Here is a 24,750-nt window from a genome sequence, read left to right as displayed (position 1 = left end):
GAAGCGTCGATGCGGATCTGTTACTTCGTATCCGAATATCCCGCGGTCTCGCACACTTTCATTCGGCGCGAGATCGTCGAGCTCGAGAAGAACGGGATCTCCGTGCTCCGCGTCTCGCTTCGCAATAGTGGCCGCAAGCTGGTCGATCCGGACGACGTCAGCGAGAAGGGCCGCACGCGCTACATCTTCGACGGCAACCGCGCCAAGTTCGCCGCCGCCTTTGCCGACGCCTTGGTGCAGAGGCCTAAAGCTCTGGCAAAAGCCACTTGGGCTGCATTGAAAATGATGCGGCGCTCAAGTCGCCCGGCACCTCTGCACCTCGCCTATCTTGCCGAAGCGCTGGTCCTCGCGCGGTGGGTGCTGCAGGAGAACATCCAGCACGTCCACGCGCATTTCGGAACGAATGGCGCGGAAGTCGCCATGCTCTGCCATATTCTCACCGGCGTGCCCTATAGTTTCACAATACATGGCCCGGATGAGTTCGACAGGCCCGAATATCTTGGCTTGCCCGCCAAGGTGAAGCATGCCGCATTCGTCTGTGTCGTGAGCTCGTTTACGGGGAGCCAGCTTTGCCGCTGGATCCCCCCGGAAGAGTGGTCGAAGATCAAGCTGGTGCGTTGCGGGCTGGACGCCGATTTCCTGAACATGCAGCCGCTGAAAATCGTTCCGAAATCGCAGCTGGTGACGGTCGGCCGCTTGAGCGAACAGAAGGGGCAACTGGTTTTGCTCCATGCCCTTGCGGTCCTCGCGCGCGAGGGCGTGCCGTTCAGGCTGACCATGGCCGGAGACGGTCCGCTGCGGCCGCAACTGGAGCGAAGCATCCGGGAACTCGGGCTGGACAAGCAGGTCGTGCTGGCGGGCTGGATGAGCAACGCCCAGGTCCGCGCCGCGATACGCGAGGCGAGGGCGCTGGTTCTGCCGAGCTTCGCCGAGGGATTGCCGGTGGTCCTGATGGAAGCGCTGGCGCTCGGTCGCCCGGTCATCACGACCTATGTCGCCGGCATTCCCGAGCTGGTCACGGAGCAGGCCTGCGGCTGGCTCGTGCCGGCCGGAAATATCGATCAACTCGCGGGCGCGATCAGGGAATGTCTGATGGCGCCCGACACACTCGTGAAGACCATGGGCTCGGCCGGGCGAAAGCGCGTGCTCGAGCAGCACGACATCGTCCAGGAATGCCGGAAGCTGGCAGCTCTCTTCAGGGCGAAGGCGTTTGAGAATCCGGCGCCGATCGACGGGGCAGACGAGGTCGATGAGCCCGCGAGCGCCTATGAAGCGGCGACCGCCGAGGGTCATGGAGCGAGAGCTGACAACGTGGTCACGCTTCGCCCCGGCCACTCGGCCTGCGCGAATGGGTGATCAAGCGGTGATGTGCCACGAGAGGGAAGAGGAGCGCCTGAGTGGTTGACGTCACCATCATCGTTCCAACGCATAATCGTCGGCACATGCTGCCCCAGGCAGTCCATTCCGTCCTGCGCCAGCACAGTGTTTCGATCGAACTCGTCGTGGTCAACGATGGTTCGACCGACGACACGCGGCCGTGGCTCGATCGCCTCGCGGCTACGGATTCGCGCGTTACGGTCGTGCATCATGAACAGCCGCGCTTCATATCGGGCGCGCGGAACGCCGGCCTTGCGCGCGCGGCGGGGCGCTGGGTGGCATTCTGCGACGATGACGATCTGTGGGCGCCGGACAAGCTGGCTAAACAGCTAGCCGCCTTGCGCGCGGGTTCGGCGCGGTGGGGGTGTACGGGTGTCGCCGTTGTCGACGAAAACCTGCAAGTCATCGGTCATCATCACGTCGAGGGGGGCGATGTGCTGGCGGCCCTGCTCGAAAGCAACCGGATCCCGACGGGATCGACGGTGATCGCCGAACGCGACCTCGTCCGGGAGGTCGGAGGCTTCGACACTGCGCTGCGGGGCTCCGAGGATTGGGATCTCTGGATCCGGCTGGCGCAGCATTCGCCGCTGGCGGCCGTTGACCGGCCCCTGATCGCCTATCGCCTGGGCCGGCAATCGCTGTCGATGAACATCAATCCCATGCGGGCGGGGCGTCTTGTCATCGCCGAGCGGTACGCGGCACTGGCGGCGGCCTACAGCGTCAGCTCGGACGAGGCGGGGCATGAACGCTATCTCGCCAAACAGCTCCTGCGTGCGGGGGCGCGGTGGCGGGCGGCATCCATTTTCATGGCGCTCGCGTTCAGGCACGGCAAATGGCGGGAGCTGCCGCGCGTCGCCGCCGCGCTGATAGCGCCGCAGATGACGGATGGGCTCGGTCAGGCGCGCGCCGCGGCCGCGGTTCCCATCTCCTGGCGTCAGGAGGTCGAACTCTGGCTGCAACCGATCCGCGATGCCAGCCAGGTGAGCACGCAGCATCCTCGAGCTTGGATCGGGGCCAGGGAGCGGGAAGCATGAAACCGACACCCCGCATGGTCGGCGCTGTCCCGGGCGGTGCGCTTCAGGGCGACGCGGATCGCATCTCGCCGACCACCTCTGTGCGAGCGGCCAATAGTGAGGCGATCTGGAGCCTGCTGCGCGCCACGGTGTTCGGCGTCCTGCTGATCCGGGCCTCGTCCGACCCGATCTTCAATCTGCTGACGGGAGACGCCGGCAGCTCGTCGATGGGCGTGGGCGCCCTCTTCAATGTGCTCGTGATCGCGCTTGCAGTCGTCTTTCTCGCGCGGGAGCCGATGAGGGCTCCGTTTGCCGTCTTGGCGCTATGGGGACCGTTCCTGCTGATCGCCTTCGGCTCGACATTTTACGCACCGGACTTCACGGCTGCCGCGCGGATTGCTTTCGTGCTGCTAACCTACTGGGCGTTCTTCGCGATTCCATTCTTCATCTTGCGGTCGGTCCGCGATGTCTCCCAGTTCGTCCTTGTGGTAATCGGATCGTCCATCCCGCCCACGCTTTACGCGTTTGTCGATATTGCACGCGGTCTCTCCGATTTTGCCGAGTTCCGTCTGCAGAGCACGTTCTCGCATCCGAACATCTATGCCTTCTATCTCGTGCTGGTGCTGGGGCTGGCGCTCTATGTCAGAGCATCGCGGATCATTCGCGTGACACCGCGCATCTACATGCTGGTCACGCTCTACATCCCGCTCCTGACAGCATTTCTGATGCTCACCAAAACGCGCAGCGCCTGGGGCGCGTGCGGCCTGATGTTTCTGGTGTACGCGCTCAAGATCGACCGCCGGTTTCTCGCCGGCTTCCTCCTGGTGCCGGTACTGTTCATCGCAAATCCCAGCCTGATGGATCGATTGACGGACATCACGGCTGCAACGGAGGTCGACAACTTCGACCAGCTCAACGAAAGCAACCGGCTGAACTCATACGTCTGGCGGCAGGCGCTGTGGGAATCGGCGATTCCGCAGGCGCTGGAGCGGCCGCTTCTCGGGCACGGCCTGGAGTCGTTCAAGCCGGCGACGCCGGGCTTCTTTCCGCTGATCGGCCCTCAGGGCATCGACGGCCACAACTTCTATCTCCAGATGAGCTTCGAATTGGGGCTGCTTGGTCTTCTTGCTTTCGCTTGGCTGATTGGTTGGGTGGCCAATCGCCTGGTGAGGGCGATGCCGCGCGATCCGCCAGGACTTCTGGTGATGTTGTGCCTTCTCGTTGCCTATGTGCTTGAGTCCTATTCGGACAACATGCACTTCTATCTGTCGTTCAATTGGTACTTCTGGTTTATCATCGGCACAATCTGTGCCTGGATCCGCCGGGAAGAAGTTCTTGCGGTGCCCAATAGAAATCGCCGGATGATCATGTAGCGCCGAGCAAGCGCTCGCGTGGCCGGCCGTGTCGCAGCGAAAGCTGCCAGCCGACTTCGCTGCCGAACGATCGCGCTCTGGCCGCCGGCTTCAGCAGGTCCGGACGGGGTCGGCTCGTCCCGCCGTTTCCTCGCCTCTCTCCCCGTTCGTCAGGTGCTGTCGATGCGGCTTTGAAGCATCCACCGCAGGAACGGAGGCTGATCCTCCAGCGTTTGCTCTGTGAATGCCACTGCAGGCGGACGGCGCCGGGTGGGGGGAATGTTAGGCGCTGACGTTATCGTCGTATCACGACGCGACCGCGCCGGCACGGTGCTTCTCCTCATCCGCAAGTTTGTCAGGCCGCGCCGGGCGTAGGAATCGCGGCCCTCTTTTTGATTGAGCCCCATGCTGGACAAGAGCAGCCATCCACCGGTCGTAGAGAGTGCTGAAGGAGCCGGCTACCGGATCGACAGACGGCCGCGGCCGTCGTTCGGCCTGGGCAGCCTCCGGAGCCGCAAACGACTTCTCGGTATCGGTGCGCTTCTATGTCTGGCGATCGCCGGCATCTATGTCGGATCCCGTTCGACGACATACACCGCTTCCAGCCAGTTGCTCGTCTACATCAGACAGGTCCTCACGGGCCCCGATATGGCGGTCCTGCCGGGCCGGGCGGATCTTCCGATGGTTCAGAACCAGATGGAGCTTCTTCGCTCCGGCAATGTGCTGACCCAGGTGATTGACGCGCTGCAACTGACCCAGGACCCAGAATTCGCCGCCGATGGCCGGGCCCCGTCGGGGCCGCAAAAGGGCGATGCCGCGCAGGCTTCCTCGGAAGCGGCGCAGAACGGGCCCGCCTATAGCGCGACGCTGAAAGCAATCAACAGCAAACTCGGCGTTCGTCAGGTCGGAACGAGCCATATGATCACGGTGAGTTTCAAAGCCTCTGACCCCGAGAAGGCTGCGCGCATCGTCAACAACGTGATCCGTGTCTATCTGCAGGAGCGCGGACGGGCATCGGATGCGGCCTCGTCGAAGGCGCCTACGCTACGCGAGCTCTATCAGAACCTCGGCCCGAGCGCTCAGGTGGTTTCGGAAGCCGAGCCGCCGGTCAAGGCAGACGGACCGCCGGCGGTATTAATCCTCGTTGCCGCGGCGTTGTTTGGCCTCTGCGCCACCGCGGCCGCCGCCATCCTGCTCGACGTGATCAACGATACGGTCCGCAGCGCGCAACAGATGGAATATGTCCTCGACCTGGAGTGCCTGGGCGTGGTGCCGCGCTTCCCGAGCCTGGGTTCATCGGGTGAGGACGCCGCCGCCCGGCATCTGTTCGCATCCGAAGCCCAAGTCTTGCGACGCGTGGCTGCTACGTTGCAGGGCACCTCCCTGCGGGGGCTGCGGACGATCGGCGTGACGTCGACTTTGGCGGGCGAGGGGGCAACGACGCTTGCCATCGGCCTGGCGAAGATGGCGGCAGCCTCGGGAAAGCGTGTCCTGCTGATCGATGCCGTACCGGAAAACCCCTCGGTCTCGCGTTGGGCTGCGAGCCTCTCGCGCTCTCCGCTCGGTCCTGGAGCAGATCAGACCGAAGCGCTTGGCCACAGCGTCAAGGCACAGGCCGGGCTGCATGTCCTCCCGCTGGCCGAACGGCCCGAGGGACGGCTCCGCCCGATGCGGCGCGACCTGCTGGACGAGATCCTGAGAGCGGCGGAAGGCTCCTATGACCTGGTGATCGTCGATATGCCATCGCTCGTGGCAGGTCCCGAGGTGCGGGCGGCTGCGCAGTCCCTGGATGGCTTCCTGCTCGTCGTGAAATGGGGAGCCACGGAATCCGAGCTTGTCCGGCAGGCTTTTCAATCCACTGGTCAGGCCCGGCCTAAATTCATCGGCACGGTGCTCAACTTGGCCGATGAAGCGGCGATGAAACGTTATGGATACAGACGGCCTGAAGAAATGAAGGTCGAGACCGCTTCCTGAGACAAGAAAAGCTGGGCCGCGGTCCGCGGGCATTTACGGAAGGAGAGTATCATGAAGGTCGTGCTCTTTTGCGGTGGTGCCGGCATGCGGCTCCGGGGCTATGTTGATGATGTGCCCAAGCCCATGGTGCAAATCGGATCTCGCCCCATTCTCTGGCATCTGATGAAGTATTATGCCCATTTCGGCCATAAGGACTTTATCCTCTGCCTGGGCCACAAGGGTTATGCTATCAAGGATTACTTCCTGAAGTATGACGAGTCGATCTCGAACGACTTCGTCTGGTCCCGTGGCGGCCAGAAGATCGACTTCATCAACCGCGACAGCGACGACTGGACGATCACCTTCGTGGAGACCGGCCTGCACGCGACGATCGGCGAACGACTGAAGGCCGTGCAGCCCTATCTGCGTGGCGACGAGTATTTCCTCGCGAATTACGGCGACGGCCTCAGCGATCTGCACCTTCCGACGATGATCGAGGAGATGCAGCAGAGCAGCGCGGTTGGCTCCCTGCTTCTCGTGCAGCCGACGGCGAGCTTCGATATCGTCAGGACGACGCCTGACAGCAAGGTTGCCGAGGTGTCGGCGCTGAGTCACTCCGATATCTGGATCAATGGTGGCTTCTTCGTCTTCCGGAACGAGATCTTCGACTACATCAATCCCGGCGACGAACTGGTGCGGGAGCCTTTCGCGCGGCTGATCCAGCAACAAGCCTTGTTGGCGCATAAATGCACCGGCTTCTGGCAGTGCATGGACACCTTCAAGGACAAGCAGCGCCTCGAGGAACTCAATGACACCAATCCACCATGGAAGGTGTGGAAGGACTGCGCCGCCGTCTCATACCCCGCGACGACGCCGGTCGCTCCCGCGGTACCGCAAGCGGCCCCCACGATGCCGCAAGCGGCTCCCACGATGATGCAGGTGGGGTGATCATGCTTCGCCTGAAGCCGGATGGCGGCGGTGCTTCCCCTTTGCAGGTCCTGTGCCTGGGCTGCCACTCCGACGACATTGAGATCGGTTGCGGCGGAACAGTGCTGCAACTCGCAGCGGAGCGCCCGGACGCGGTGTTCCATTGGGTTGTCTTTAGCGCGAACGGGGTTCGCGCATCGGAAGCGGAAAACGGAGCGCGACAATTCGTCGACCCCGCCCGCATGAAGCGGGTCGTCCTGAAGGACTTTCAGGATGGCTACATGCCTTTCGTCGGAGCCGACATCAAGAACGTCTTCGAAGAGCTCAAGCGAGAGGTGTCTCCGGACATCATCTTCACGCACAGCCGTCACGACTCGCATCAGGATCACCGGCTGATCGCCGAGCTGACTTGGAACACGTTTCGCAGTCACCTGATCCTGGAATACGAGATTCCGAAGTATGACGGCGATCTCGGGCAGCCGATTGTCTTCAATGCTCTTTCAGACGATGTCTGCGAAAAGAAAGTCGATTTGATCCTCAATACCTTTAAATCCCAGAGCAACAAGCATTGGTTTGACCGCTCGACCTTCATGGCACTGATGCGGCTGCGCGGAATCGAGTGCAACGCGCCCAGTGGATATGCCGAGGCATTCTATGCCCGAAAGTTGATGCTCTGAACCGGCACTCGAGAACAAGATGCAGGACTTAAAGAACAGAACTGCGCGCGCCGGGCTGATCAATGTCGGCGCGCGCGGGCTCGGCTTCATGATCCGCATCCCGTCGCTCATGATTCTGGGGAGACTGCTGACGCCGGAAGACTATGGGCTGGTCACCATGGTGACAGCCTTCACCGGTGTACTCAATATGGTCGGTTGCTTCGGTTTGTTTCAGGCCGCCATTCAGCGCGACGAGTTGAGCGAAGAAGAGTCCTCGTCACTGTTCTGGCTGAACATGGCATCCGGCACCTTGCTCACGCTGATTACCCTCGCAGCCTCCCCCCTGGTCAGCGCGTTTTACGGCGAGCCGCGCCTTCTCGCGATCATGGACGTGATCGCCTTCACCTTCGTCATCACCGCCGCGGGCATCCAGCATGGCGTGATGCTGCAGCGGCGGATGTCGTTCGGGACCTCGGCAAAGGTCGATATCTGCGCTTTGCTGATCGCGACCGCCGTGTCGATCGAGATGGCCAGGACCGGCTACGGTTATTGGGCGATCGTGTCGATGACCATCACGCTGCCGCTCGTCACGACCATCGGTTTGTGGCTATCGACACGCTGGATTCCCGGCCGCCCGCGGGGCGCGGCCGGCCTGCGTGCGATACTGAGGTTCGGCATCGGCACGACGCTGACCGGCTTCCTCTCCTATGTCACGAACAATATCGACAAGCTTCTGCTTGGCCGCGTCTGGGGCACCGAAGCAGCCGGGCTTTATGGTCGCAGTTTCTATCTGATCAATTTTCCGACCGAGAGTCTGAGCACCACCATCGGGGAGGTGGCTTTTGCTGCGCTGTCGCGGACCAAGAGCGATCTCAACCGCTTCCGGCGCTTCTTCCTGAAGGCGTACTCGCTGGTGGTGACGTTGACGTTGCCCCTGACGGTCGTCTGCACGCTCTTCGCCAACGATCTGATCGTGGTGGTCTTGGGGCCGAAATGGGCGAGCGCTGCCGAGATATTCAGGATCCTTGCTCCGACGATCCTGGTCTTTGCAATTTCCAATCCGCTCGGCTGGCTGCTCAATGCGCTCGGCATGGTCAAGCGCGGGGTGTATATCGGGCTGTTCTCCGTCTCACTTATGATCACGGGCGTGCTGATCGGGCTTCCTTACGGCCCACGCGGTGTCGCAATGGCCTATTCCGCCGTCATGGTGCTCAAGGTGATCCCGGTGACCATTTGGGCGCTGCGTGATACCGGGGTTCGATACCGTGAGTTTGTCGGGACACTGGCGAGACCGCTGGCTGCGAGCCTGGTCGCGGGAATGATCGCTTATGTGGTGCATGCGCTCGCCGCGCCGGCGTTGTCGCCGCTGTCGCGTCTTGCGCTGGATCTGGGCTCGTTTGGCGCAACCTATGTTGCGGCACTGCTTCTCATCGCAGGTGAGAAGGCACTGCATCTTGATCTCTTTCGCAACGCGGGAGCTACGTCTCCCATCTGACGCAGCTGCTACTCCCGCGGGCCCGGCGCTCGCTACCACGGCAGCCGATATGCCAAGCAGGCGAGGTCGCGAAATCCCCCGGTTCAAAAAGGAAATTCATATTCGAGTACAGTCTTGTGCCGGAACTCCGGAAATATGACGGGCATTGTTGATGTACAGGGGGCAGAAATTTAGAGGTGGCGCATGCACTTCGCGAAGACAAGCGTCGATGGGGCGATGGTAATCGAACCCGCTCCGCATGCCGATATCCGCGGGCGTTTCATGCGCGCTTGGTGTCTCAAGGAATTCGCCGATCAGGGGATCGCGTTCGAGCCTGTCCAGGCGAATATGGGGCGCAGCACGAAACGCGGGACGGTTCGCGGAATGCACTTCCAGGAAGCGCCGGCCAGCGAGGCCAAGCTGGTGCGCTGCACGCGGGGCGCGATGTTCGACGTGGTCCTGGATCTGCGGCCGGATTCGCCGAGTTACGGTGCCTGGCACGGCGTGGTGCTGAGCTGCGACAACGGGCGCATGCTCTACCTACCCGAGGGTTGCGCGCATGGATACCAGACCCTCGAGGCGGATACCGAGATGCACTACATGACATCGGCCTTCTATGCGCCGACGGCTGTCAGGGGCGTGCGCTTTGACGATCCGGTCTTCGGCATCGTGTGGCCCTTGGACGTAACCGAGATTTCTGAGCAGGACCGTGACTGGCCGCCGGCAGCACATGTGCTCGGCCATGTCGCCTCTACTCCCTATCTGACCGTGTGACGGATGTTGCGGGTTTTTTCGGATGGCCTCGTTCGACGATGTCACTGCGCCGGCAGGACGTCGCTGCGGCGCGACGTGGTGCGAACAGCAACTGCGGCGGCCGATCGGGATGGTGCAGGCTTCGAGGCGCCGCGTCTGCGTCGAGGCAGCCTCGTGATCTAAGGAGCTGTAGCGCAGCCGAGCACGTCCGTGGGCCCTGAGGCGCTTCAGAATAGACGATGACGTGATCAGTCTGGAGCTAGATCAGCCATGCTGAATCGTTCTTTCTGGCAGAACCGCAAAGTGTTCGTCACCGGACACACGGGCTTCACCGGCAGTTGGCTGTCATTGTGGCTGGATGCGCTCGGGGCGGAGGTCACCGGCTACGCGCTCGAGCCGCCGTCCGAGCTGAACCTCTTCGAGCAGGCGAGGGTCGGCGAATGCGTGCGCTCGATCCGCGGCGATGTCCGGGATTTCGCTCACCTCAAGTTGGCGCTCGCCGAATGCAGGCCCGACGTGGTCATCCACATGGCCGCCCAGTCGGTGGTTCGCAGCGGCTATGAAGAGCCGGTCGAGGTCTATGGGACGAACGTCATGGGCACTGTCCATCTGCTGGAGGCGGTGCGCCAGCTCAAGCGCCCCTGCGTCGTGGTCAACGTAACCAGCGACAAATGCTACGAGAATCAGGAATGGGTCTGGGGCTATCGCGAAAGTGATCCGATGGGTGGTCACGACCCGTATTCCAATTCCAAGGGCTGTGCCGAGCTGGTGAACAGCGCTTATCGCGACTCCTATTTCTCGCCGGAAACCTTGTCCAAGCACGGCGTCGCGTTGGCGAGCGTTCGCTCGGGAAATGCCATCGGAGGCGGTGACTGGACCGCCAATCAGCTCATCCCGGATCTGGTCCGGGCTTTCCTGGGGCGCCGGCCCTGCCGCATTCGCAGCCCCTCGGCGATCAGGCCCTGGCAGTTCGTCATGATGCCGCTCCACGGCTACCTGCTGCTGTGCGAGAGGCTCGCCGAGGACGGAGCCCGCTACGCATCGGGATGGAATTTCGGGCCGGTGGAGACGGATGCCAAGCCGGTTTCCTGGATCGTCGAAAAGCTCGTGAAGCTATGGGGCGACGGCGCCTCCTGGACGCTCGACGCGACGGCTCATCCCGCAGAAGCGAAGCTGCTGCGTCTTGATACCGCCAAGGCGAGGGCGGCTCTCGACTGGCATCCGGTCCTCCAGCTCGATCAGGGCCTGGCCTGGACCGTCGAATGGTATCACGCCTTTCAAGGAGGGCAGGATCTCCAATCCCTTACGCGCCGACAGATCGAGCGCTACGAATATCTGCTTCAGGACTATGCCGCGCAGGACGCGGCCAGAACGCGGTCCAAACCAGCTGCGCCGATGCCTTTGCTTCCGATGGCCAAAGGTTGACCTCGTAAAGGAGCGCGGCACCCAAAGGACGTGCATCCATGCCAAACGTCATCGTGCTTGAAAACGGAATGGCCGGCCGCGGTCCGGCGGGCGGCCTCTGGGACGAAGGCATGGCGCCGGTTATCCGTGACAGGAATTCGCACGATGGCGGGAATACGATGTGGTCAGGCCATGAGCCGGCGTCAGCCCATCCGCAGCCACGCCAACGCGAATTTTCGAACGGCATGCGGAGGAGTTGCGACGCACTGATCCTGTGCGTGCTGATGCGCGGCGCTTCGCCTTCGCGGCGATGCGGAGGAGCTAAGGCGCGCGGCGGATCACCTGATACCGGCATGGACGAAGTCTTGGCTCGTACGGGCAGTCGCGACGTTCGGTTTAGAGCGTCTTTTTCTGACGGGTTGTCTTATGTCTTATAAAGTAAAAATGGATTCGATCCGATATAATAGAATGCCTCCAAGAGGTCATGCAATATGAAAAATAAACATCGTCCGTTTGTAAGCGTTGTGACGCCGTTGGGGGATGGCGGTGAATTCTTTCGGGAGTGCATCGAGAGTGTCATTTCGCAGACTTATAATGATTTTGAGTACATTATTCTGAGTAATTCAGCGGATGAAGATAGTTTGCGTGTTGCTGACGAATATAGTCGGCGAGACAATCGCGTTAAAATTTATAAAAACAAAGATATGCAACAAGGTATTGCGGGATATAATGGATCTTTTGAATTTATTTCAGAGAAAAGTAAGTATTGCAAGATGGTTCTGGGGGAGGATTGGATCTACCCGGAATGCCTGGAAAAAATGGTGGGTCTTGCTGAGGAGAACCCGAATGTCGGTATTGTCGGTGCGTATCAACTGAGTGGCGGCCGGGACATATGGTACGTCCGGAATCTCGGATTGCCGTATTCGAAGACCGTGATTTCGGGTCGAGACATTTGTCGTTCTTACCTCCTCGGGACGCAGAGAGTGTTTGGAAACCCGACATCGGTTCTATATCGCTCGGATCTGGTGCGGAATACTGACGCGTTCTTTCCCAACCCGACTCAGGAGGCAGATATCAGCGCCTGCCTGAAGCATCTGCGATACGCGGATTTCGGCTTCGTGCATCAGGTTCTCGCGTACGAACGAATTCATTATCGCAGAGCAACGACCTCCTCTCTCGAGTTCAATGCCTATGTCTCGGCAGAGATCAGCGACTGCCAGGAATATGGCGACTGGTACCTGACCAGGCGTGAACGTGAGGAGCGTATCGGCGAATTGCTGGACCAATACTATTCGTATTTGTCTGCCAGTGCGTTCAAATTCAAGGATAGGAAATTCTGGGATTATCACGCCGAGCGCCTGCGCGATCTCGGATATCAGTTCGACGGGCGCAAGTTGTCCATGGGAATTGTGGCAAAGGCATTCGATCTGATCTTGAACCCGAAAGAGACATTCCAGATGCTGAGCGGGCGAATTCGCTTGCACTATATGCTGAGAGGTGCGCGCGCGACATCGAAAGGTGGATGACGCTCGACCTCAAGGGTTTGCTTCAATTTGGCTCGAAGCTCGCTTCGGTCGAGAAAGTCGAGTGCGAACGACGCCCGGAGCAATTTCATGAAATTTCCAACGGGCGGAGTGTTGGGAATTCTCACGGGGTCGTTTGCGAGATTGCCGATGGCCGGCATGTTGGGGGGCGGCCATGTTCCAGGCTTGAAGAGCCGACTTTGATCGCACCCAGCAGCGCTGTTCTTGTGTCGATGGTGGGCTGAGCTTTCGGGAATCTGCCTCGGTGCGGCACACAGCTATCGGGCAAGAGGCGGAGCTCTTGGCACATGCTCAGAATGTCGTCTGCATTTTAGGTTAACCCATGGGTGCTGTGGAATTTAATCGATAAAAAACAAGCCGATAATCAAGGTTCGGTGCGACGTGACGCAAGGGCAGAGTCGGTGCGAAGTCTTGGGGCAATGGTAAATGATTTGCTAATTGGCTTGCCGGTCGTGTGAATTTTAGCTATCAATGATCTCTGCCGATGCCGACCGTTCGACTCCACGTCGAGCTGATGAATAATTCGTTACGGGCATTTCAGTGGCTGAAAAATTCCCTGACGATTCAAGGCAAATATAGGGCCGATAACATATCGACCGCAGCGAGAGTGCGTTGCGGAAGTATCTGTTGGCCGAATATCGTCGAACCCGATATTTGCAAATATAACCTTATGATCTAAGCCGATGAATATTTGATGCTGAATGTTAAAGACGGCGCCTGGCCTATCTCGAGGGGATATGAATTTTCCTGATGATTCAGGAGGGGCTAATGAGGGAGAGTAAAGCGTATGGTATCGTCCTCATTGGAAAATACTCCCTGATGAAAGAAGGCATCGCCCGGGTTCTTCTAGAGAAGAATTTTCGCATTCTTTCGGCGTCGTCCTATGAAGAGCAATTGGCGAGCAAGCTTCGCGCCCAGAGGCACATGTTTCTCATCGCCCATACCAGCGATGATTTCGATCTCGCAGTGGCGGAAATCGAGCTGGTAAAGGACCAGCACCCGAACGTGCCGATCGCCGTGGTGACGGATCACTATGAGCCTAACGAGCCAGCTCTGGCGTTCAAGGCTGGGGCGAGCGGTTACCTCGCCAACGTCATTTCCTGCGACTCCTTCGTCAAGTCGATCGAGCTGGTGATGCTGGGTGAGACAGTGTTCCCGCCTGCATTCCCGTCATCGGCGGCCTCCTCGGCCAAAAAAAATCGCCGCCCTAAAGCCGTCCCCGTTCCCAACGACGATGAACAGGTTGCGTCATGCTCTCCGCCTGAGAGTGCGGGCGCGCCGCTGCTTTCTCCGCGGGAAATGGCGATCTTGCGTTGTCTGATCGAAGGGGACGCCAACAAGTCCATCGCGCGAAAGATCGATATCGCCGAGGCGACGGTAAAGGTTCACGTCAAAGCCATTCTGCGCAAGATCCGGGTTCAGAACCGAACGCAGGCTGCGATCTGGGGAATGAACAACGCATTGCAGCTGCAGCCGGCGAACAACAACTCCCAGTTCTCTTCCACCGATGCGGACAAAGCGCTCATGAAGTCCGCCGCCAGCGTTTATCAAGTCTGACGGAGTCCGCTAGGTCTTGGGTAGCGGCCTTCTGATGGACCGAAGGCGCATGAACGGAGATCTGGCCGACGCAGATTGCCGGCCGCGCGGCCCTTCGTCGGCAGGAGTTTGCCTGCGCAGTGCGCAGGAGGTCGCCGATGCCCGTTCTGTCAGGCGTGTGATCTCATCCCCAGCCCGGACGCCAGGCGTTCGAGCCGGCGGCGATCGCGACGGAGTTGCGGGCCGCGTCGTCGGCTCTCTCGAGAGGCTGTCGCCTGCACGCTGCCGCACCGATTGCGATCCGCTCGGGCGGATCGTCGCAAATCCGCAAGTCATAAGCGGCTTTGATTGCACTTCGGCCGAAATCTAGCCGAAGTTCGGTCTTGAGCCTCCGCGGCGGCTTTCCTAGCCTGTTCGGTAATCGGTCGCGACAAGATCGAATGGATAGGGAGGACGGCCATCGCCTTGCCCTGGCACAGGTTGAGCCCGGACGAGCTCGCGCTGCTCGAAGCGACCTTCTGGTCGGGCGGCGTTGCGCGCTATGCTTTGGCCGATGCGCTGCAATTCTCGCGCAGCAAGACCAATGCGCTGGCGGCGGGGCTGCTCGATCAGGGCTTGCTCGACGAAGCCGGGGTTCAGCATTCGACAGGCGGGCGCCGCCCCGAGACGCTGCGGGTCAATGGCCGCATCGGCGTCCTCGTCGGCGTCGATATCGGCGCGACCAGCCTCGACGTGGCGCTGCTCCAGCCGGACCTTTCGATCATCGCGCGCCATTCCCAGGAGGCCGATGTCGGCGCCGGGCCCGGCCCGATCATGGCTCGGCTGCGCAGCCTGCTACCGGCGATGCTCGCGCAGAACGGCATCGCGCCGGACCGCGTCCTCGCCATCGGCATCGGCGTGCCCGGTCCGGTCAACTTCGCCATCGGCCAGCTCGTCAATCCGCCGCTCATGCCCGGCTGGGACAGCTACGCGATCCGCGACGATCTGCGCGAAATCACCGCTGCCCCCGTCTTTGTCGACAACGACGTGAATCTGATGGCGCTCGGCGTGCTCTGGCGGCAGCGCAAGCAGATCGACAATTTCCTGGTGATCAAGGTCGGCACGGGCATCGGCTGCGGCATCGTCTGCCATGGCGAACTCTATCGCGGCGCCACCGGCTCGGCCGGCGATATCGGTCATATCTGCGCCGATCCGGAGGGGCCTTTGTGCCGCTGCGGCAATCGCGGCTGCGTCGAGGCCATGGCGGCTGCGCCCGCCATCGTGGCGATGGGGATCGAGGCGGCGAAGAGCGGGCGCAGCCCGGCGCTCGCCGCGAGGCTCGCCGAGAAGGGCAGGGTGGACGCGGTCGATGTCGGCGCGGCGTCCCGTGCCGGCGATGCCGAGGCCGATGCGATCGTGCGTCGCTCCGGCCGGCTGATCGGGCAGGTGCTGGCAGCGCTCGTCAACTTCTACAACCCGTCCCACATCTTCATCGGCGGCGGCGTCGCGGCCATCGGCCCGATGTTCCTTGCCGCGATCCGGCAGAGCGTGAACCAGCGTTCGCTCGCCCTCTCGACCCGCCATCTCGAGATCACCGCCGCGCCGCTCGGCTCCGAGACGGGCCTGATCGGCGCGGGCGTGCTCGCCATGCGCGAAGCCTTGCGCAGCGGGAGCCCGGCATGAGCGAGGCGCCGCAGAAGCGAGCGGGCCTCTCCGTCGCTTTCGACGGGATCGTGAAGCGTTTTGGGTCGGTCCAGGTCCTGCACGGCGTCTCCTTTGTCCTCGAGCCCGGCCGCGTCTACGGGCTGCTCGGCGAGAACGGCGCCGGCAAGTCCACCCTTATGAAGATCCTCGCGGGCTATGAGCAGCCGAGCGAAGGCCGGGTGCTGATCGATGGCGAGCCTGTTTCCTTCTCCGGCTCCCGCGACGCCGAGGCGCGCGGCATCGTGCTGATCCATCAGGAATTCAACCTCGCCGAGGATCTGACGATCGCCGGCAACATCTTCCTCGGGCATGAGCGCCGCAAGCGCTGGTTCCTCGACGAACGCGCCATGCACCGCGAAGCACAGGCGGCGCTCTCGGAGGTCGGGCTCGCCCGCGATCCGGACGAGCCGGTGCGTCGCCTGATCGTTGCCGAGAAGCAACTGGTCGAGATCGCCAAGGCCCTGTCGCGCAAGGCGCGCTTTCTCATCATGGATGAGCCGACCGCGACGCTGACGCCCTCGGAAGTGGCGCGCCTTTTCGGGTTGATCGAGCGGATGAAGGCGCGGGGCGTCACCATCGTCTACATCTCGCACAAGCTCGACGAGGTCGAGCGCATTACCGACGAAGTGGTGGTGATGCGGGACGGCCGGCTGGTCGGCCGCGCGTCCACTGCCTCGCTCACCCGCCACGACATGGCGACGATGATGGTCGGCCGCGAGATCGCCGATCTCTTCCCCGACAAGGTAGAGCCGGAGGCCGCGGCCGCTCCCGCGCTGCAGGTCGCCGGCTTCACGGTCCCGGGCTGGGCGCAGGATATTTCCTTTGCCGTGCGGCCGGGCGAGATCCTCGGCTTCGCCGGGCTGGTCGGCGCCGGCCGCACCGAGCTGTTCGAAGGCCTCATGGGCCTGAGGCCGGGCAGTGGCGCGATCCGGCTCGGCGGCAAGCCGGTCGCGCTGCGCTCGCCGCGCGACGCCGCCCGCAACGGGCTGACCTATCTGAGCGAGGACCGCAAGGGAAAGGGGCTGCACACCGCCTTTCCGCTGGGCCCGAACCTGACGCTGATGGCGCTGGAGCGCTATTCCCGGCCCTGGCTCGATCAGGGCGCCGAGCGCGAGGCGCTGAAGGGCGCCATCGCCGAGTTCGGCATCCGCGCCGGCTCGCTGGAGGCTCGCGCAGCCTCCCTTTCCGGCGGCAACCAGCAGAAGCTGGCGCTCGCCAAGGTGCTGCATCCGCAGCCGAAGGTGCTGGTGCTGGACGAGCCGACGCGCGGCGTCGATGTCGGCGCCAAGCGCGAAATCTATTTTCTGATCCAGAGGCTGGCGGCCCAGGGGCTCGCTGTCGTCGTCATCTCCTCGGAACTGATCGAGCTGATCGGGCTAGCCCATCGCGTCGCGGTCATGCGCGAGGGCCGGCTCGTGACGGTGGTGGGTGGCGACGAACTGACTGAAGAGACCATGATCGCCTATGCAACGGGAGCGCGCCATGTCGCAGCCTGAGACCTTGCAGGCCGGGCCGGCGGCAGCGCGTCGCAAAGCGGGAACGCCGCTGGCCGAGCGCATCGCCAGCATCGGCCCGATTGTCGGCCTGATCCTGCTCTGCGGTCTGGGCGCGCTGCTCAACGGCGACTTCGCCACGCTCGACAACGGCCTCAACGTGCTCACCCGCACGGCCTTCATCGGCATCATCGCGGTGGGCATGTGCTTCGTCATCATCCTCGGCGGCATCGACCTGTCGGTAGGCTCGATGGCGGCGCTGATCGCCGGCTGCGTCATCATGTTCATCAACTGGGCGGCAGGCGCGCTGGGATCGCCTGTGCTCGCGGTCCTCTGCGGGGCGATGCTCGCGGTGCTGCTCGGAGCCGTCTTCGGCCTGATTCATGGCGTGCTGATCGCCAAGGGCCGCATCGAGCCCTTCATCGTCACGCTCGGCACGCTCGGCATCTTCCGCGCATATCTGACCTATTTCGCCGATGGCGGCGCGCTGACGCTGGAGAACAGCCTCGCCGACATCTACGCCCCGGTCTATTACGGCAGCCTGGCCGGCGTGCCCGTGCCCGTCATCGTCTTCCTGCTGGTCGCCGCGGTCGGGGCGCTGATCCTGAACAAGACGGTCTATGGCCGCCATGTCCAGGCGATCGGCTCCAACGAGACGGTGGCGCGCTATGCGGCGGTCGATGTCGAGCGGGTCAAGATCCTCACCTACATGCTGCTCGGCATCTGCGTCGGTATCGCCACGCTGCTCTACGTGCCGCGTCTCGGCTCGGCGTCACCGACCACGGGCCTGCTCTGGGAACTGGAGGCGATCGCTTCCGTCATCGTCGGCGGTGCCGCGCTGAAGGGCGGACAGGGCAGCATCACCGGCACGGTCGTCGGCGCGATCCTGCTCTCGGTGATCGGCAACATTCTCAATCTGACGAGCCTGATCAGCGTCTATCTCAACGCTGCCGTGCAGGGCTTCGTCATCATCACCGTCGCGTTTTTGCAGAAAGGCCGCCGCTGAAGGTTGGCCACACAGGGAGAGAAGCGATGTCCATGCAGACCAGACGCAGCCTCTTGCTCGCCGCTACCGCAGCGGGCCTCGCCTTCGCGGCGACAAGTGCCGCCGCCGAGCCCGTCAATCTCGGCGTTTCCATTCCCGCCGCGACGCACAGCTTCATGGGCGGCATCAACTACTGGGCAAACCAGGCGAAGAAGGATCTCGAGGCCAAGCACAAGGACCTCAAGATCACGATCCGCACGGCGGCCAACGCGACCGAGCAGGCCAACCAGCTTCAGGATCTGAGTACGGTCAACAAGATCAACGCGCTCGTCGTCTTCCCCTTCGAGTCGGCGGCGCTGACCCGGCCGGTCGCCAATGTGAAGGCAAAGGGCGCCTATGTGACGGTGGTCGACCGCGGCCTCACAGATACCTCCGCCCAGGACGCCTATGTCGCGGGCGACAACACCGCCTTCGGCAGGATCCCGGCCGAGTACATCGCCAAGACGCTGAACGGCAAGGGCACGGTCGTCGCGCTGCGCGGCATCCCGACCACGCTCGACACCGAGCGCATGGACGCCTTCAACAGCGTGTTGAAGAATAACCCCGACATCAAGCTGCTCGACGCCAAGTTCGCCAACTGGAACCGCGACGACGCCTACAAGGTCACGCAGGACTTCCTGACGCGCTTCAAGGATATCGACGCCTTCTGGGCGGCGGATGACGACATGGCCTTCGGCGCGATCCGCGCCATCGACCAGGCCAACCGCAAGGATATCAAGGTGATCTTCGGCGGTGCCGGCGCCAAGGACATGGTCAAGGTCATCCTCGACAACAAGGACCCGCGCATCCAGGCCAATGTCAGCTATTCGCCGAAATTCATCTACGACGCGATCAAGCTGACGGCCGAGGCGCGGCTGAAGGGCGAGAAGCTGCCGGCGACCACGATCATCCCCTCGGTGCTGATCGACAAGAGCAACGCCAAGGACTTCTACTTCCCCGACTCGCCGTTCTGAGGCGCTGAGGGCTCTTCCCGGCCGCTCCGTCCGCGGAGCGGCCGCCAGATTCACGCATGGACAGGCCGATGACAGACGCATTTCCCCCCCGGCTGCGCTACGCCATGGTCGGCGGCGGTCACGGCGCCTTCATCGGCGCCGTGCACCGCCATGCCATCGCCCTCGACGGAGAGGCGGAGCTGACGGCCGGTGCGTTGTCCTCGACGCCGGAGAAGGCCCTGGCCTCCGGGCGTGCGCTCGGCCTGAGCGATATGAACAACCATCCAAGCTGGCAGGCGCTGCTCGAAGCGGAATTGGAGCGCCCGCTGGAGGCCCGTGTCGATGCCGTCGTCATCGTTACGCCGACCGACAGCCATTTCCCGATTGCGCAGGCTTTTGCAGAGGCCGGCTTCAACGTCGTCTGCGACAAGCCGTTGGTCCATACCAGCGCCCAGGCCGATGCGTTGGTCGAGACGGTCGAGGCAGGCGGCACGGTCTTCGGCGTCACCTACAATTACACCGGCTATCCGATGATCAGGCAGGCGCGCGAGATGGTGCGTTCCGGTGCCCTTGGCGCCATCCGCAAGGTCGTGGTCGAATACAATCAGGGCTGGCTTGCCTCGGCGCTGGAGAAGACCGGCAACAAGCAGGCTGGCTGGCGCACTGACCCCGCCCGCAGCGGCATCGCGGGAGCGTTGGGCGATATCGGCTCACATGCCGAAAACCTCGTCTCGGCCGTCACGGGTCTGGCGATCGAGGAACTCGTCGCGGACCTCGGTGCGCTCGTGCCCGGCCGCGCGCTGGACGATGACGCGAGCATCCTGCTGCGCTTCGCCGGAGGCGCGCGAGGTGTGCTTGTCGCCTCGCAGATCAATGCCGGGCTCGAGAATGACCTGCGGCTGCGTGTCTCTGGCGAGCTCGGAACTCTGGAATGGCGGCAGGAGGAGCCGAACCGGCTCGTCCACCACCGCCAGGACGGCCCGATGCAGATCCTGACGCGCGCCACGCCCTGGCTGTGTGAATCGGCGCGCCGGGCAGGGCGGATTCCGCCCGGTCACCCGGAAGGCTTCATCGAGGCCTTCGCCAACATCTATCGCGGCATCTTCGCCGATATCCGCGCCCGTCAGGCAGGCCGCGTGGCCGATGCATTGGATGCCGACTACCCCACCGTKGTCGACGGCGCCCGCGGCGTCCGCTTCATCGAGCGCGCCGTCGCCTCTTCGTCAGAGCATTGCTGGCTGCGCCTGGAAGGGCCGAAGGGCGGCTGAAAAGCCGCCCCGGCTCTTATTTCTGCTCTGCGACTTCCAGCGGCATCGGCTTGGAGTGCTCCTTCGGCTTGAACAGCTTCATCACGAAGACGAAGAAGGCCGGGACGAGGAAGACCGCGAGGATCGTCGCCGAGATCATCCCGCCGAGCACGCCGGTGCCGATGGCGTTCTGGCTCGCGGCGCTGGCGCCGGAAGCGATCGCCAGCGGCACGACGCCGAGGGTGAAGGCGAGTGAGGTCATCAGGATCGGGCGGAAGCGCAACCGCGCGGCCTCGGTAGTCGCCTCCAGCAGCGGCTTGCCCTCGGCGTGGAGATCCTTGGCGAACTCGATGATCAGAATCGCGTTCTTGGCCGAAAGGCCGATGATCGCGATCAGGCCGACCATGAAGTAGACGTCGTTGGGCATGCCCCTGAGCGTCACTGCCGCGACCGAGCCGATGACGCCGAGCGGCACCACCATCATCACGGCAATGGGGATCGACCAGCTCTCATAGAGCGCCGCGAGCAGCAGGAAGACGAACAGGATGCTGAGCCCGATCAGGAACGGCGCCTGCGATCCCGACTGGATCTCCTGTAGCGACTGCCCGGTCCATTCATAGCCGAAGCCCTGTGGCAGGTCGCGCGCCAACCGCTCCATCTCGGCGATCGCCGCACCTGACGAATAGCCCGGCGCCGCCTGCCCGGCAATGCGCACGGCAGGATAGCCGTTGTAGCCGACGACCTGGGTCGGGCCCTTCTGCCATTCGACCGTAGCGAAGGCGGAGAAGGGCACCATGCCGCCATGCACGTTGCGGACGTTGAGGCGCAAGAGATCGGCCGCCTGCATGCGCTGACTCGCCTCGGCCTGCACGGTCACGCGCTGCATGCGGCCGGCGTTCGGGAAGTCGTTGACATAGGAGGAGCCGAGATTCGCAGAGATCGTGGCGTTGATGTCGGCGAAGGCGACGCCGAAAGTGTTCGCCTTCTCGCGGTCGATGATCAGGTTGACCTGGGCCGCGTCGGCCAGGCCCTCGACGCGCACTCCCGCCAGCACGGGGCTCTGCGTGGCGGCGTTGAGCAGCTGCGTACGCGCCGCCGACAGCGCCTCCTGGCCGAGGCCGCCGCGATCCTGCAGGCGGAAGCTGAAGCCGGTCGAATTGCCGAGGCCCGAGATCGGCGGAGGCGAGAGCGCGAAGGTCTGCGCGTCCTTGATCTGGAACATCTTGCCGTTGATGCGCTGCGCGATCGCCGCGGCGGAATCGTTCGGGCCGCGCTCGCTCCAGTCCTTCAGGGTGATGAAGGCGAGTGCGGCGTTCTCGCCGGCGCCGGCGAAGCTGTAGCCGGAGATGCCGACCATGCGGGAGACGGCGGGCTCGGCCAGCACGATCTTCTCGACCTGCTGGAGAACCTCGAGGGTGCGGTTGGCGCTGGCTTCCGGCGGGGCCTGGATATCGACGAGCAGATAGCCCTGGTCCTCGTTCGGCAGGAAGGCCGAAGGCAGGCGCAGGAAGCCCCAGCCGAGACCGGCGAGCAGCGCGAGATAGATCACCATGTAGCGGCCGGGCTTGCGCGTGATCGCGCCGACGGCGCCGGCATAGCGATGGGTCGCGCGATCGAAGCCACGGTTGAACCAGCCGAAGAAGCCCTTCTTCTCGTGATGACCGCCCTTGGCGATCGGCTTCAGGAAGGTGGCGCAAAGTGCGGGCGTCAGTGTCAGCGCCAGGAAGCCCGAGAACAGGATCGACACCACCATGGTCAGGCTGAACTGCTGGTAGATGATGCCGACCGCGCCGGGGAAGAACGCCATCGGCACGAACACAGCCGTCAGCACCAGCGTGATGCCGATGATCGCGCCGCTGATCTGGCCCATCGCCTTGCGGGTCGCCTCCTTCGGCGGCAGCCCTTCCTCGGCCATGATGCGCTCGACGTTCTCGACCACGACGATGGCATCGTCGACGAGGATGCCGATCGCCAGCACCATCGCGAACATGGTCAGCACATTGATCGAGAAGCCGGCGGCGAACATCACGGCGCAGGTGCCGAGCAGAGCCACCGGCACGACCAGCGTCGGGATCACCGTGTAGCGGAAGTTCTGCAGGAACAGGAACATCACGACGAAGACGAGCACCATCGCCTCGAGCAGCGTGTGCATCACCTTCTCGATCGAGACCTTCACGAACGGCGATGTGTCGTAAGGGATCTCGTGCTTCAGCCCCGCGGGGAAGAAGCGGGCGAGCTCGTCCATCTTGGCGCGTACCGCCGTCGCGGTGGCCAGTGCATTGCCGGTCGGCGAGAGCTGCACGCCGATGGCCGCGCTCGGCTGGCCGTTGAGGCGGGTCGAGAAATTGTAGGATTCGCCGCCAACCTCTACCCGCGCGACGTCGCGCAGGCGTACCGACGAGCCGTCCGTGTTGGCGCGCAGCACGATCGACCCGAATTCCTCGGGCGTGGTGAGTTGGCCACGGACCAGAACCGTGGCCGAAAGCTGCGTGCCGATCGGGTTCGGCTGCGCGCCGACGCGGCCGGCCGCGACCTGCGCATTTTGTGCCTGCACGGCCGCGATGACGTCATTCGCCGTCAGCTTCAGGCCGAGCAGCTTCTCGGCATCCATCCAGATGCGCATCGAGCGCTGGGTCGCGAACAGCGTCGCGCTGCCGACGCCGGAGACGCGCCGGATCTCCCCGAGGACGTTGCGGCTGAGATAATCGCCGAGGCCGACGGCATCGACGCGGCCGTCTTCCGAGGTCAGCGTCACCAGCAGCAGGAAGCTCGTGCCAGCCTGCTCGACGCGCAGGCCCTGCTGCACGACCGAGCGCGGCAAGCGCGGCTCGACGCGGCTGATCCGGTTCTGCACCTCGACCTGCGCCTCGCCGATCTTGGTGCCAGGAGCGAAGGTGACGGTCAGGTTGATGCGGCCATTCGCCTCCGATGTGGACTCGAAATAGAGCAGGCCGGGGACGCCGTTCAGCTCCTCTTCCACCGGGCGCGTGACGCTCTGGTAGATGTCCTCCGGCGAGGCGCCGGGATAGTTTGTGCTGATCGTGATCTGTGGCGGCGCGACGTTCGGATACTGCGCGATCGGCAGCATCGGGATCGTGATGACCCCGCCGAGCATGATGAAGATCGCGACGACCCAGGCGAAGATCGGCCTGTCGATGAAGAAGCTCGGCATCGTATCAGCCCTGCTTGCCGGCCTTGGCCGGGGCGGCCGCCTGCCAGGGCGCACCGGTAAACGTCGCGCCCGGGCGGATCTTCTGGAAACCCTCGACGACGACCTGCTCGCCGGGCTTGAGCCCGTCATCGATCACCTGCCGGTTGTCCAGCGTCCGGCCGGCGCGGACCGAGCGCAGCTCCAGCGTGCCGTCCTGCTTGAGGATGTAGAGCTGCGCCTGCCCGCGGCCGTCGCGCTGGATCGCCTGCTGCGGCACGGCGATGGCGTTGCTCTGCACGCCCTGCTCGATCTCGACGCGGACATACATGCCGGGCAGGAGGTCGCCCTCCGGGTTAGGGAACTCCCCGCGCAGCGTCACCTGCCCGGTGGTCGCATCGACGGTCGCCTCCGAGAACAGCAGCTTGCCCGAATGGCGATAGCGCTCGCCATTGTCGAACAGCAGCTGGACATTGGCCGCGCCGGGGTTCGAACTCGTCAGCGCACCAAGCTTGAGAGCGCGGCGCAGCGCCAGCAATTCGCCGGCGGACTGGGTGAAGTCGGCGTAGACCGGGTCGAGCTGCTGGATCGTCGCCAGAATATCGGCGGCGCCGGTGCCGACGAGCGCGCCTTCGGTGATCAGCGCGCGGCCAATCCGGCCGCTGATCGGGGCGCGGACCTCCGAATATTGCAGGTCGAGCTGCGCCGCTGCGAGACCCGCTCGCGCTGCCGCGACATCGGCGTCGGCCTGGGCGAGCGCGGCGACCGCGCTTTCCTGCTGCTGCGCACTGGCGACGTTGCGCTCGCGCAGCTCGACGATGCGGTCGGATTGCTGGCGGGCCTGCAGCTGCGTCGCCTCGGCGCGCTTCAGGGTCGCCTCGGCGCTCTCGACGCGCACCCGGAACGGCGCGGGGTCGATCCGATAGAGGACGTCGCCTTGCTTCACGAGGCTGCCCTGCTGGAACACGCGCTCGACGACGATGCCCGTGACGCGCGGGCGCACCTCGGCGATGCGGGTCGGCGCGATGCGCCCCGGCAGGTTGTTGGTCACCGGCAGGTTCTGTGGCTCGACGGTGACGATGCCGACCGTCACCGGCGGCATCTGGGCGGCCGATTTGGCAGGCTGCTTCTGCTCGCTGCATGCGGCCGCGAACAGCGGCAGGGCGATGACGAGGATGCGGGAAAGGGTCGAAGTCGAGAAAGACATGGGTTC

Annotated in this window: 19 protein-coding genes; 17 read left to right on the top strand and 2 right to left on the bottom strand. The window is 63.4% G+C overall.

Annotated features, from left to right (window positions below):
• The first annotated feature begins 9 nt into the window (after positions 1-9).
• The 17 genes from AC1DDA_RS02065 to AC1DDA_RS01985 all read left to right on the top strand — a co-directional run bounded on the left by AC1DDA_RS02065 (position 10) and on the right by AC1DDA_RS01985 (position 20,410).
• Complete coding sequence (locus tag AC1DDA_RS02065) at positions 10-1,356, top strand: glycosyltransferase (RefSeq protein WP_476794431.1); 1,347 nt, start codon at positions 10-12, stop codon at positions 1,354-1,356.
• 41 nt (positions 1,357-1,397) lie between these two features.
• Positions 1,398-2,411 carry a glycosyltransferase family 2 protein gene (locus tag AC1DDA_RS02060; RefSeq protein WP_476794430.1) on the top strand — a complete coding sequence of 338 codons (1,014 nt, stop codon included), beginning with the start codon at positions 1,398-1,400 and terminating at the stop codon, positions 2,409-2,411.
• Positions 2,408-3,763: an O-antigen ligase family protein gene (locus tag AC1DDA_RS02055; protein WP_476794429.1), complete on the top strand. Its 1,356-nt coding sequence runs from the start codon at positions 2,408-2,410 to the stop codon at positions 3,761-3,763. The genes AC1DDA_RS02060 and AC1DDA_RS02055 overlap by 4 nt, the downstream gene beginning before the upstream one ends.
• Positions 3,764-4,147: 384 nt before the next feature.
• Positions 4,148-5,716, top strand: a complete 1,569-nt coding sequence (locus AC1DDA_RS02050; RefSeq protein ID WP_476794428.1) for a hypothetical protein — start codon at positions 4,148-4,150, stop codon at positions 5,714-5,716.
• A 51-nt stretch (positions 5,717-5,767) separates the two neighbouring features.
• The gene (locus tag AC1DDA_RS02045; protein WP_476794427.1) at positions 5,768-6,643 is read left to right on the top strand and encodes a glycosyltransferase family protein; all 876 of its coding nucleotides are present in this window, start codon (positions 5,768-5,770) and stop codon (positions 6,641-6,643) included.
• A 2-nt stretch (positions 6,644-6,645) separates the two neighbouring features.
• Positions 6,646-7,299, top strand: coding sequence for a PIG-L deacetylase family protein (locus AC1DDA_RS02040; RefSeq protein WP_476794426.1), 654 nt, complete (start codon positions 6,646-6,648; stop codon positions 7,297-7,299).
• Between the two features lie 19 nt (positions 7,300-7,318).
• Positions 7,319-8,773, top strand: coding sequence for a lipopolysaccharide biosynthesis protein (locus AC1DDA_RS02035; RefSeq protein ID WP_476794425.1), 1,455 nt, complete (start codon positions 7,319-7,321; stop codon positions 8,771-8,773).
• Positions 8,774-8,956: 183 nt separating this feature from the next.
• Positions 8,957-9,526: a dTDP-4-dehydrorhamnose 3,5-epimerase gene (gene rfbC, locus AC1DDA_RS02030; protein WP_441511269.1), complete on the top strand. Its 570-nt coding sequence runs from the start codon at positions 8,957-8,959 to the stop codon at positions 9,524-9,526.
• A gap of 249 nt (positions 9,527-9,775) precedes the next feature.
• Positions 9,776-10,930, top strand: a complete 1,155-nt coding sequence (gene rfbG, locus AC1DDA_RS02025) for a CDP-glucose 4,6-dehydratase (protein WP_476794424.1) — start codon at positions 9,776-9,778, stop codon at positions 10,928-10,930.
• A 470-nt stretch (positions 10,931-11,400) separates the two neighbouring features.
• Positions 11,401-12,435: a glycosyltransferase family A protein gene (locus AC1DDA_RS02020; RefSeq protein ID WP_476794423.1), complete on the top strand. Its 1,035-nt coding sequence runs from the start codon at positions 11,401-11,403 to the stop codon at positions 12,433-12,435.
• On the top strand, positions 12,432-12,677 hold the full coding sequence (locus AC1DDA_RS02015) for a hypothetical protein (RefSeq protein ID WP_476794422.1): 246 nt from the start codon (positions 12,432-12,434) through the stop codon (positions 12,675-12,677). Before AC1DDA_RS02020 ends, AC1DDA_RS02015 begins: the two co-directional genes overlap by 4 nt.
• A gap of 544 nt (positions 12,678-13,221) precedes the next feature.
• Positions 13,222-14,010 carry a LuxR C-terminal-related transcriptional regulator gene (locus AC1DDA_RS02010; RefSeq protein ID WP_476794421.1) on the top strand — a complete coding sequence of 263 codons (789 nt, stop codon included), beginning with the start codon at positions 13,222-13,224 and terminating at the stop codon, positions 14,008-14,010.
• A gap of 444 nt (positions 14,011-14,454) precedes the next feature.
• Entirely contained in the window at positions 14,455-15,651 is a 1,197-nt protein-coding gene (locus AC1DDA_RS02005; protein ID WP_476794420.1) for an ROK family protein, read from the top strand.
• Positions 15,648-17,168 carry a sugar ABC transporter ATP-binding protein gene (locus tag AC1DDA_RS02000; RefSeq protein WP_476794419.1) on the top strand — a complete coding sequence of 507 codons (1,521 nt, stop codon included), beginning with the start codon at positions 15,648-15,650 and terminating at the stop codon, positions 17,166-17,168. Before AC1DDA_RS02005 ends, AC1DDA_RS02000 begins: the two co-directional genes overlap by 4 nt.
• A complete protein-coding gene (locus AC1DDA_RS01995) occupies positions 17,155-18,171 on the top strand; it encodes an ABC transporter permease (protein ID WP_476794418.1) in 1,017 nt (338 codons plus the stop codon). The genes AC1DDA_RS02000 and AC1DDA_RS01995 overlap by 14 nt, the downstream gene beginning before the upstream one ends.
• A 26-nt stretch (positions 18,172-18,197) precedes the next feature.
• Positions 18,198-19,163, top strand: coding sequence for a substrate-binding domain-containing protein (locus AC1DDA_RS01990; protein WP_476794417.1), 966 nt, complete (start codon positions 18,198-18,200; stop codon positions 19,161-19,163).
• Between the two features lie 68 nt (positions 19,164-19,231).
• Positions 19,232-20,410 (top strand): Gfo/Idh/MocA family protein, encoded by a 1,179-nt coding sequence (locus AC1DDA_RS01985; RefSeq protein WP_476794416.1) that lies wholly within the window; start codon positions 19,232-19,234, stop codon positions 20,408-20,410.
• Between the two features lie 16 nt (positions 20,411-20,426).
• Here the strand turns inward: AC1DDA_RS01985 and AC1DDA_RS01980 are convergent, their stop codons facing one another.
• Together AC1DDA_RS01980 and AC1DDA_RS01975 are read right to left on the bottom strand one after the other, a co-directional pair.
• Entirely contained in the window at positions 20,427-23,561 is a 3,135-nt protein-coding gene (locus AC1DDA_RS01980) for a multidrug efflux RND transporter permease subunit (protein WP_476794415.1), read from the bottom strand.
• Positions 23,562-23,565: 4 nt separating this feature from the next.
• Positions 23,566-24,744 (bottom strand): efflux RND transporter periplasmic adaptor subunit, encoded by a 1,179-nt coding sequence (locus AC1DDA_RS01975; RefSeq protein ID WP_476794414.1) that lies wholly within the window; start codon positions 24,742-24,744, stop codon positions 23,566-23,568.
• Positions 24,745-24,750 lie beyond the last annotated feature (6 nt).

It is taken from the genome of Allobosea sp. 10N428, from assembly GCF_056394545.1.
This window is presented reverse-complemented; position numbering and strand designations above follow the sequence as displayed.

Coding starts and splice junctions, on each gene's coding strand:
- AC1DDA_RS02065 (WP_476794431.1), top strand. CDS start 10: ATGCGGATCTGTTACTTCGTATCCGAATATCCCGCGGTCTCGCACACT.
- AC1DDA_RS02055 (WP_476794429.1), top strand. CDS start 2,408: ATGAAACCGACACCCCGCATGGTCGGCGCTGTCCCGGGCGGTGCGCTT.
- AC1DDA_RS02050 (WP_476794428.1), top strand. CDS start 4,148: ATGCTGGACAAGAGCAGCCATCCACCGGTCGTAGAGAGTGCTGAAGGA.
- AC1DDA_RS02045 (WP_476794427.1), top strand. CDS start 5,768: ATGAAGGTCGTGCTCTTTTGCGGTGGTGCCGGCATGCGGCTCCGGGGC.
- AC1DDA_RS02040 (WP_476794426.1), top strand. CDS start 6,646: ATGCTTCGCCTGAAGCCGGATGGCGGCGGTGCTTCCCCTTTGCAGGTC.
- AC1DDA_RS02035 (WP_476794425.1), top strand. CDS start 7,319: ATGCAGGACTTAAAGAACAGAACTGCGCGCGCCGGGCTGATCAATGTC.
- rfbC (WP_441511269.1), top strand. CDS start 8,957: ATGCACTTCGCGAAGACAAGCGTCGATGGGGCGATGGTAATCGAACCC.
- rfbG (WP_476794424.1), top strand. CDS start 9,776: ATGCTGAATCGTTCTTTCTGGCAGAACCGCAAAGTGTTCGTCACCGGA.
- AC1DDA_RS02020 (WP_476794423.1), top strand. CDS start 11,401: ATGAAAAATAAACATCGTCCGTTTGTAAGCGTTGTGACGCCGTTGGGG.
- AC1DDA_RS02015 (WP_476794422.1), top strand. CDS start 12,432: ATGACGCTCGACCTCAAGGGTTTGCTTCAATTTGGCTCGAAGCTCGCT.
- AC1DDA_RS02010 (WP_476794421.1), top strand. CDS start 13,222: ATGAGGGAGAGTAAAGCGTATGGTATCGTCCTCATTGGAAAATACTCC.
- AC1DDA_RS02000 (WP_476794419.1), top strand. CDS start 15,648: ATGAGCGAGGCGCCGCAGAAGCGAGCGGGCCTCTCCGTCGCTTTCGAC.
- AC1DDA_RS01995 (WP_476794418.1), top strand. CDS start 17,155: ATGTCGCAGCCTGAGACCTTGCAGGCCGGGCCGGCGGCAGCGCGTCGC.
- AC1DDA_RS01990 (WP_476794417.1), top strand. CDS start 18,198: ATGTCCATGCAGACCAGACGCAGCCTCTTGCTCGCCGCTACCGCAGCG.
- AC1DDA_RS01980 (WP_476794415.1), bottom strand. CDS start 23,561: ATGCCGAGCTTCTTCATCGACAGGCCGATCTTCGCCTGGGTCGTCGCG.
- AC1DDA_RS01975 (WP_476794414.1), bottom strand. CDS start 24,744: ATGTCTTTCTCGACTTCGACCCTTTCCCGCATCCTCGTCATCGCCCTG.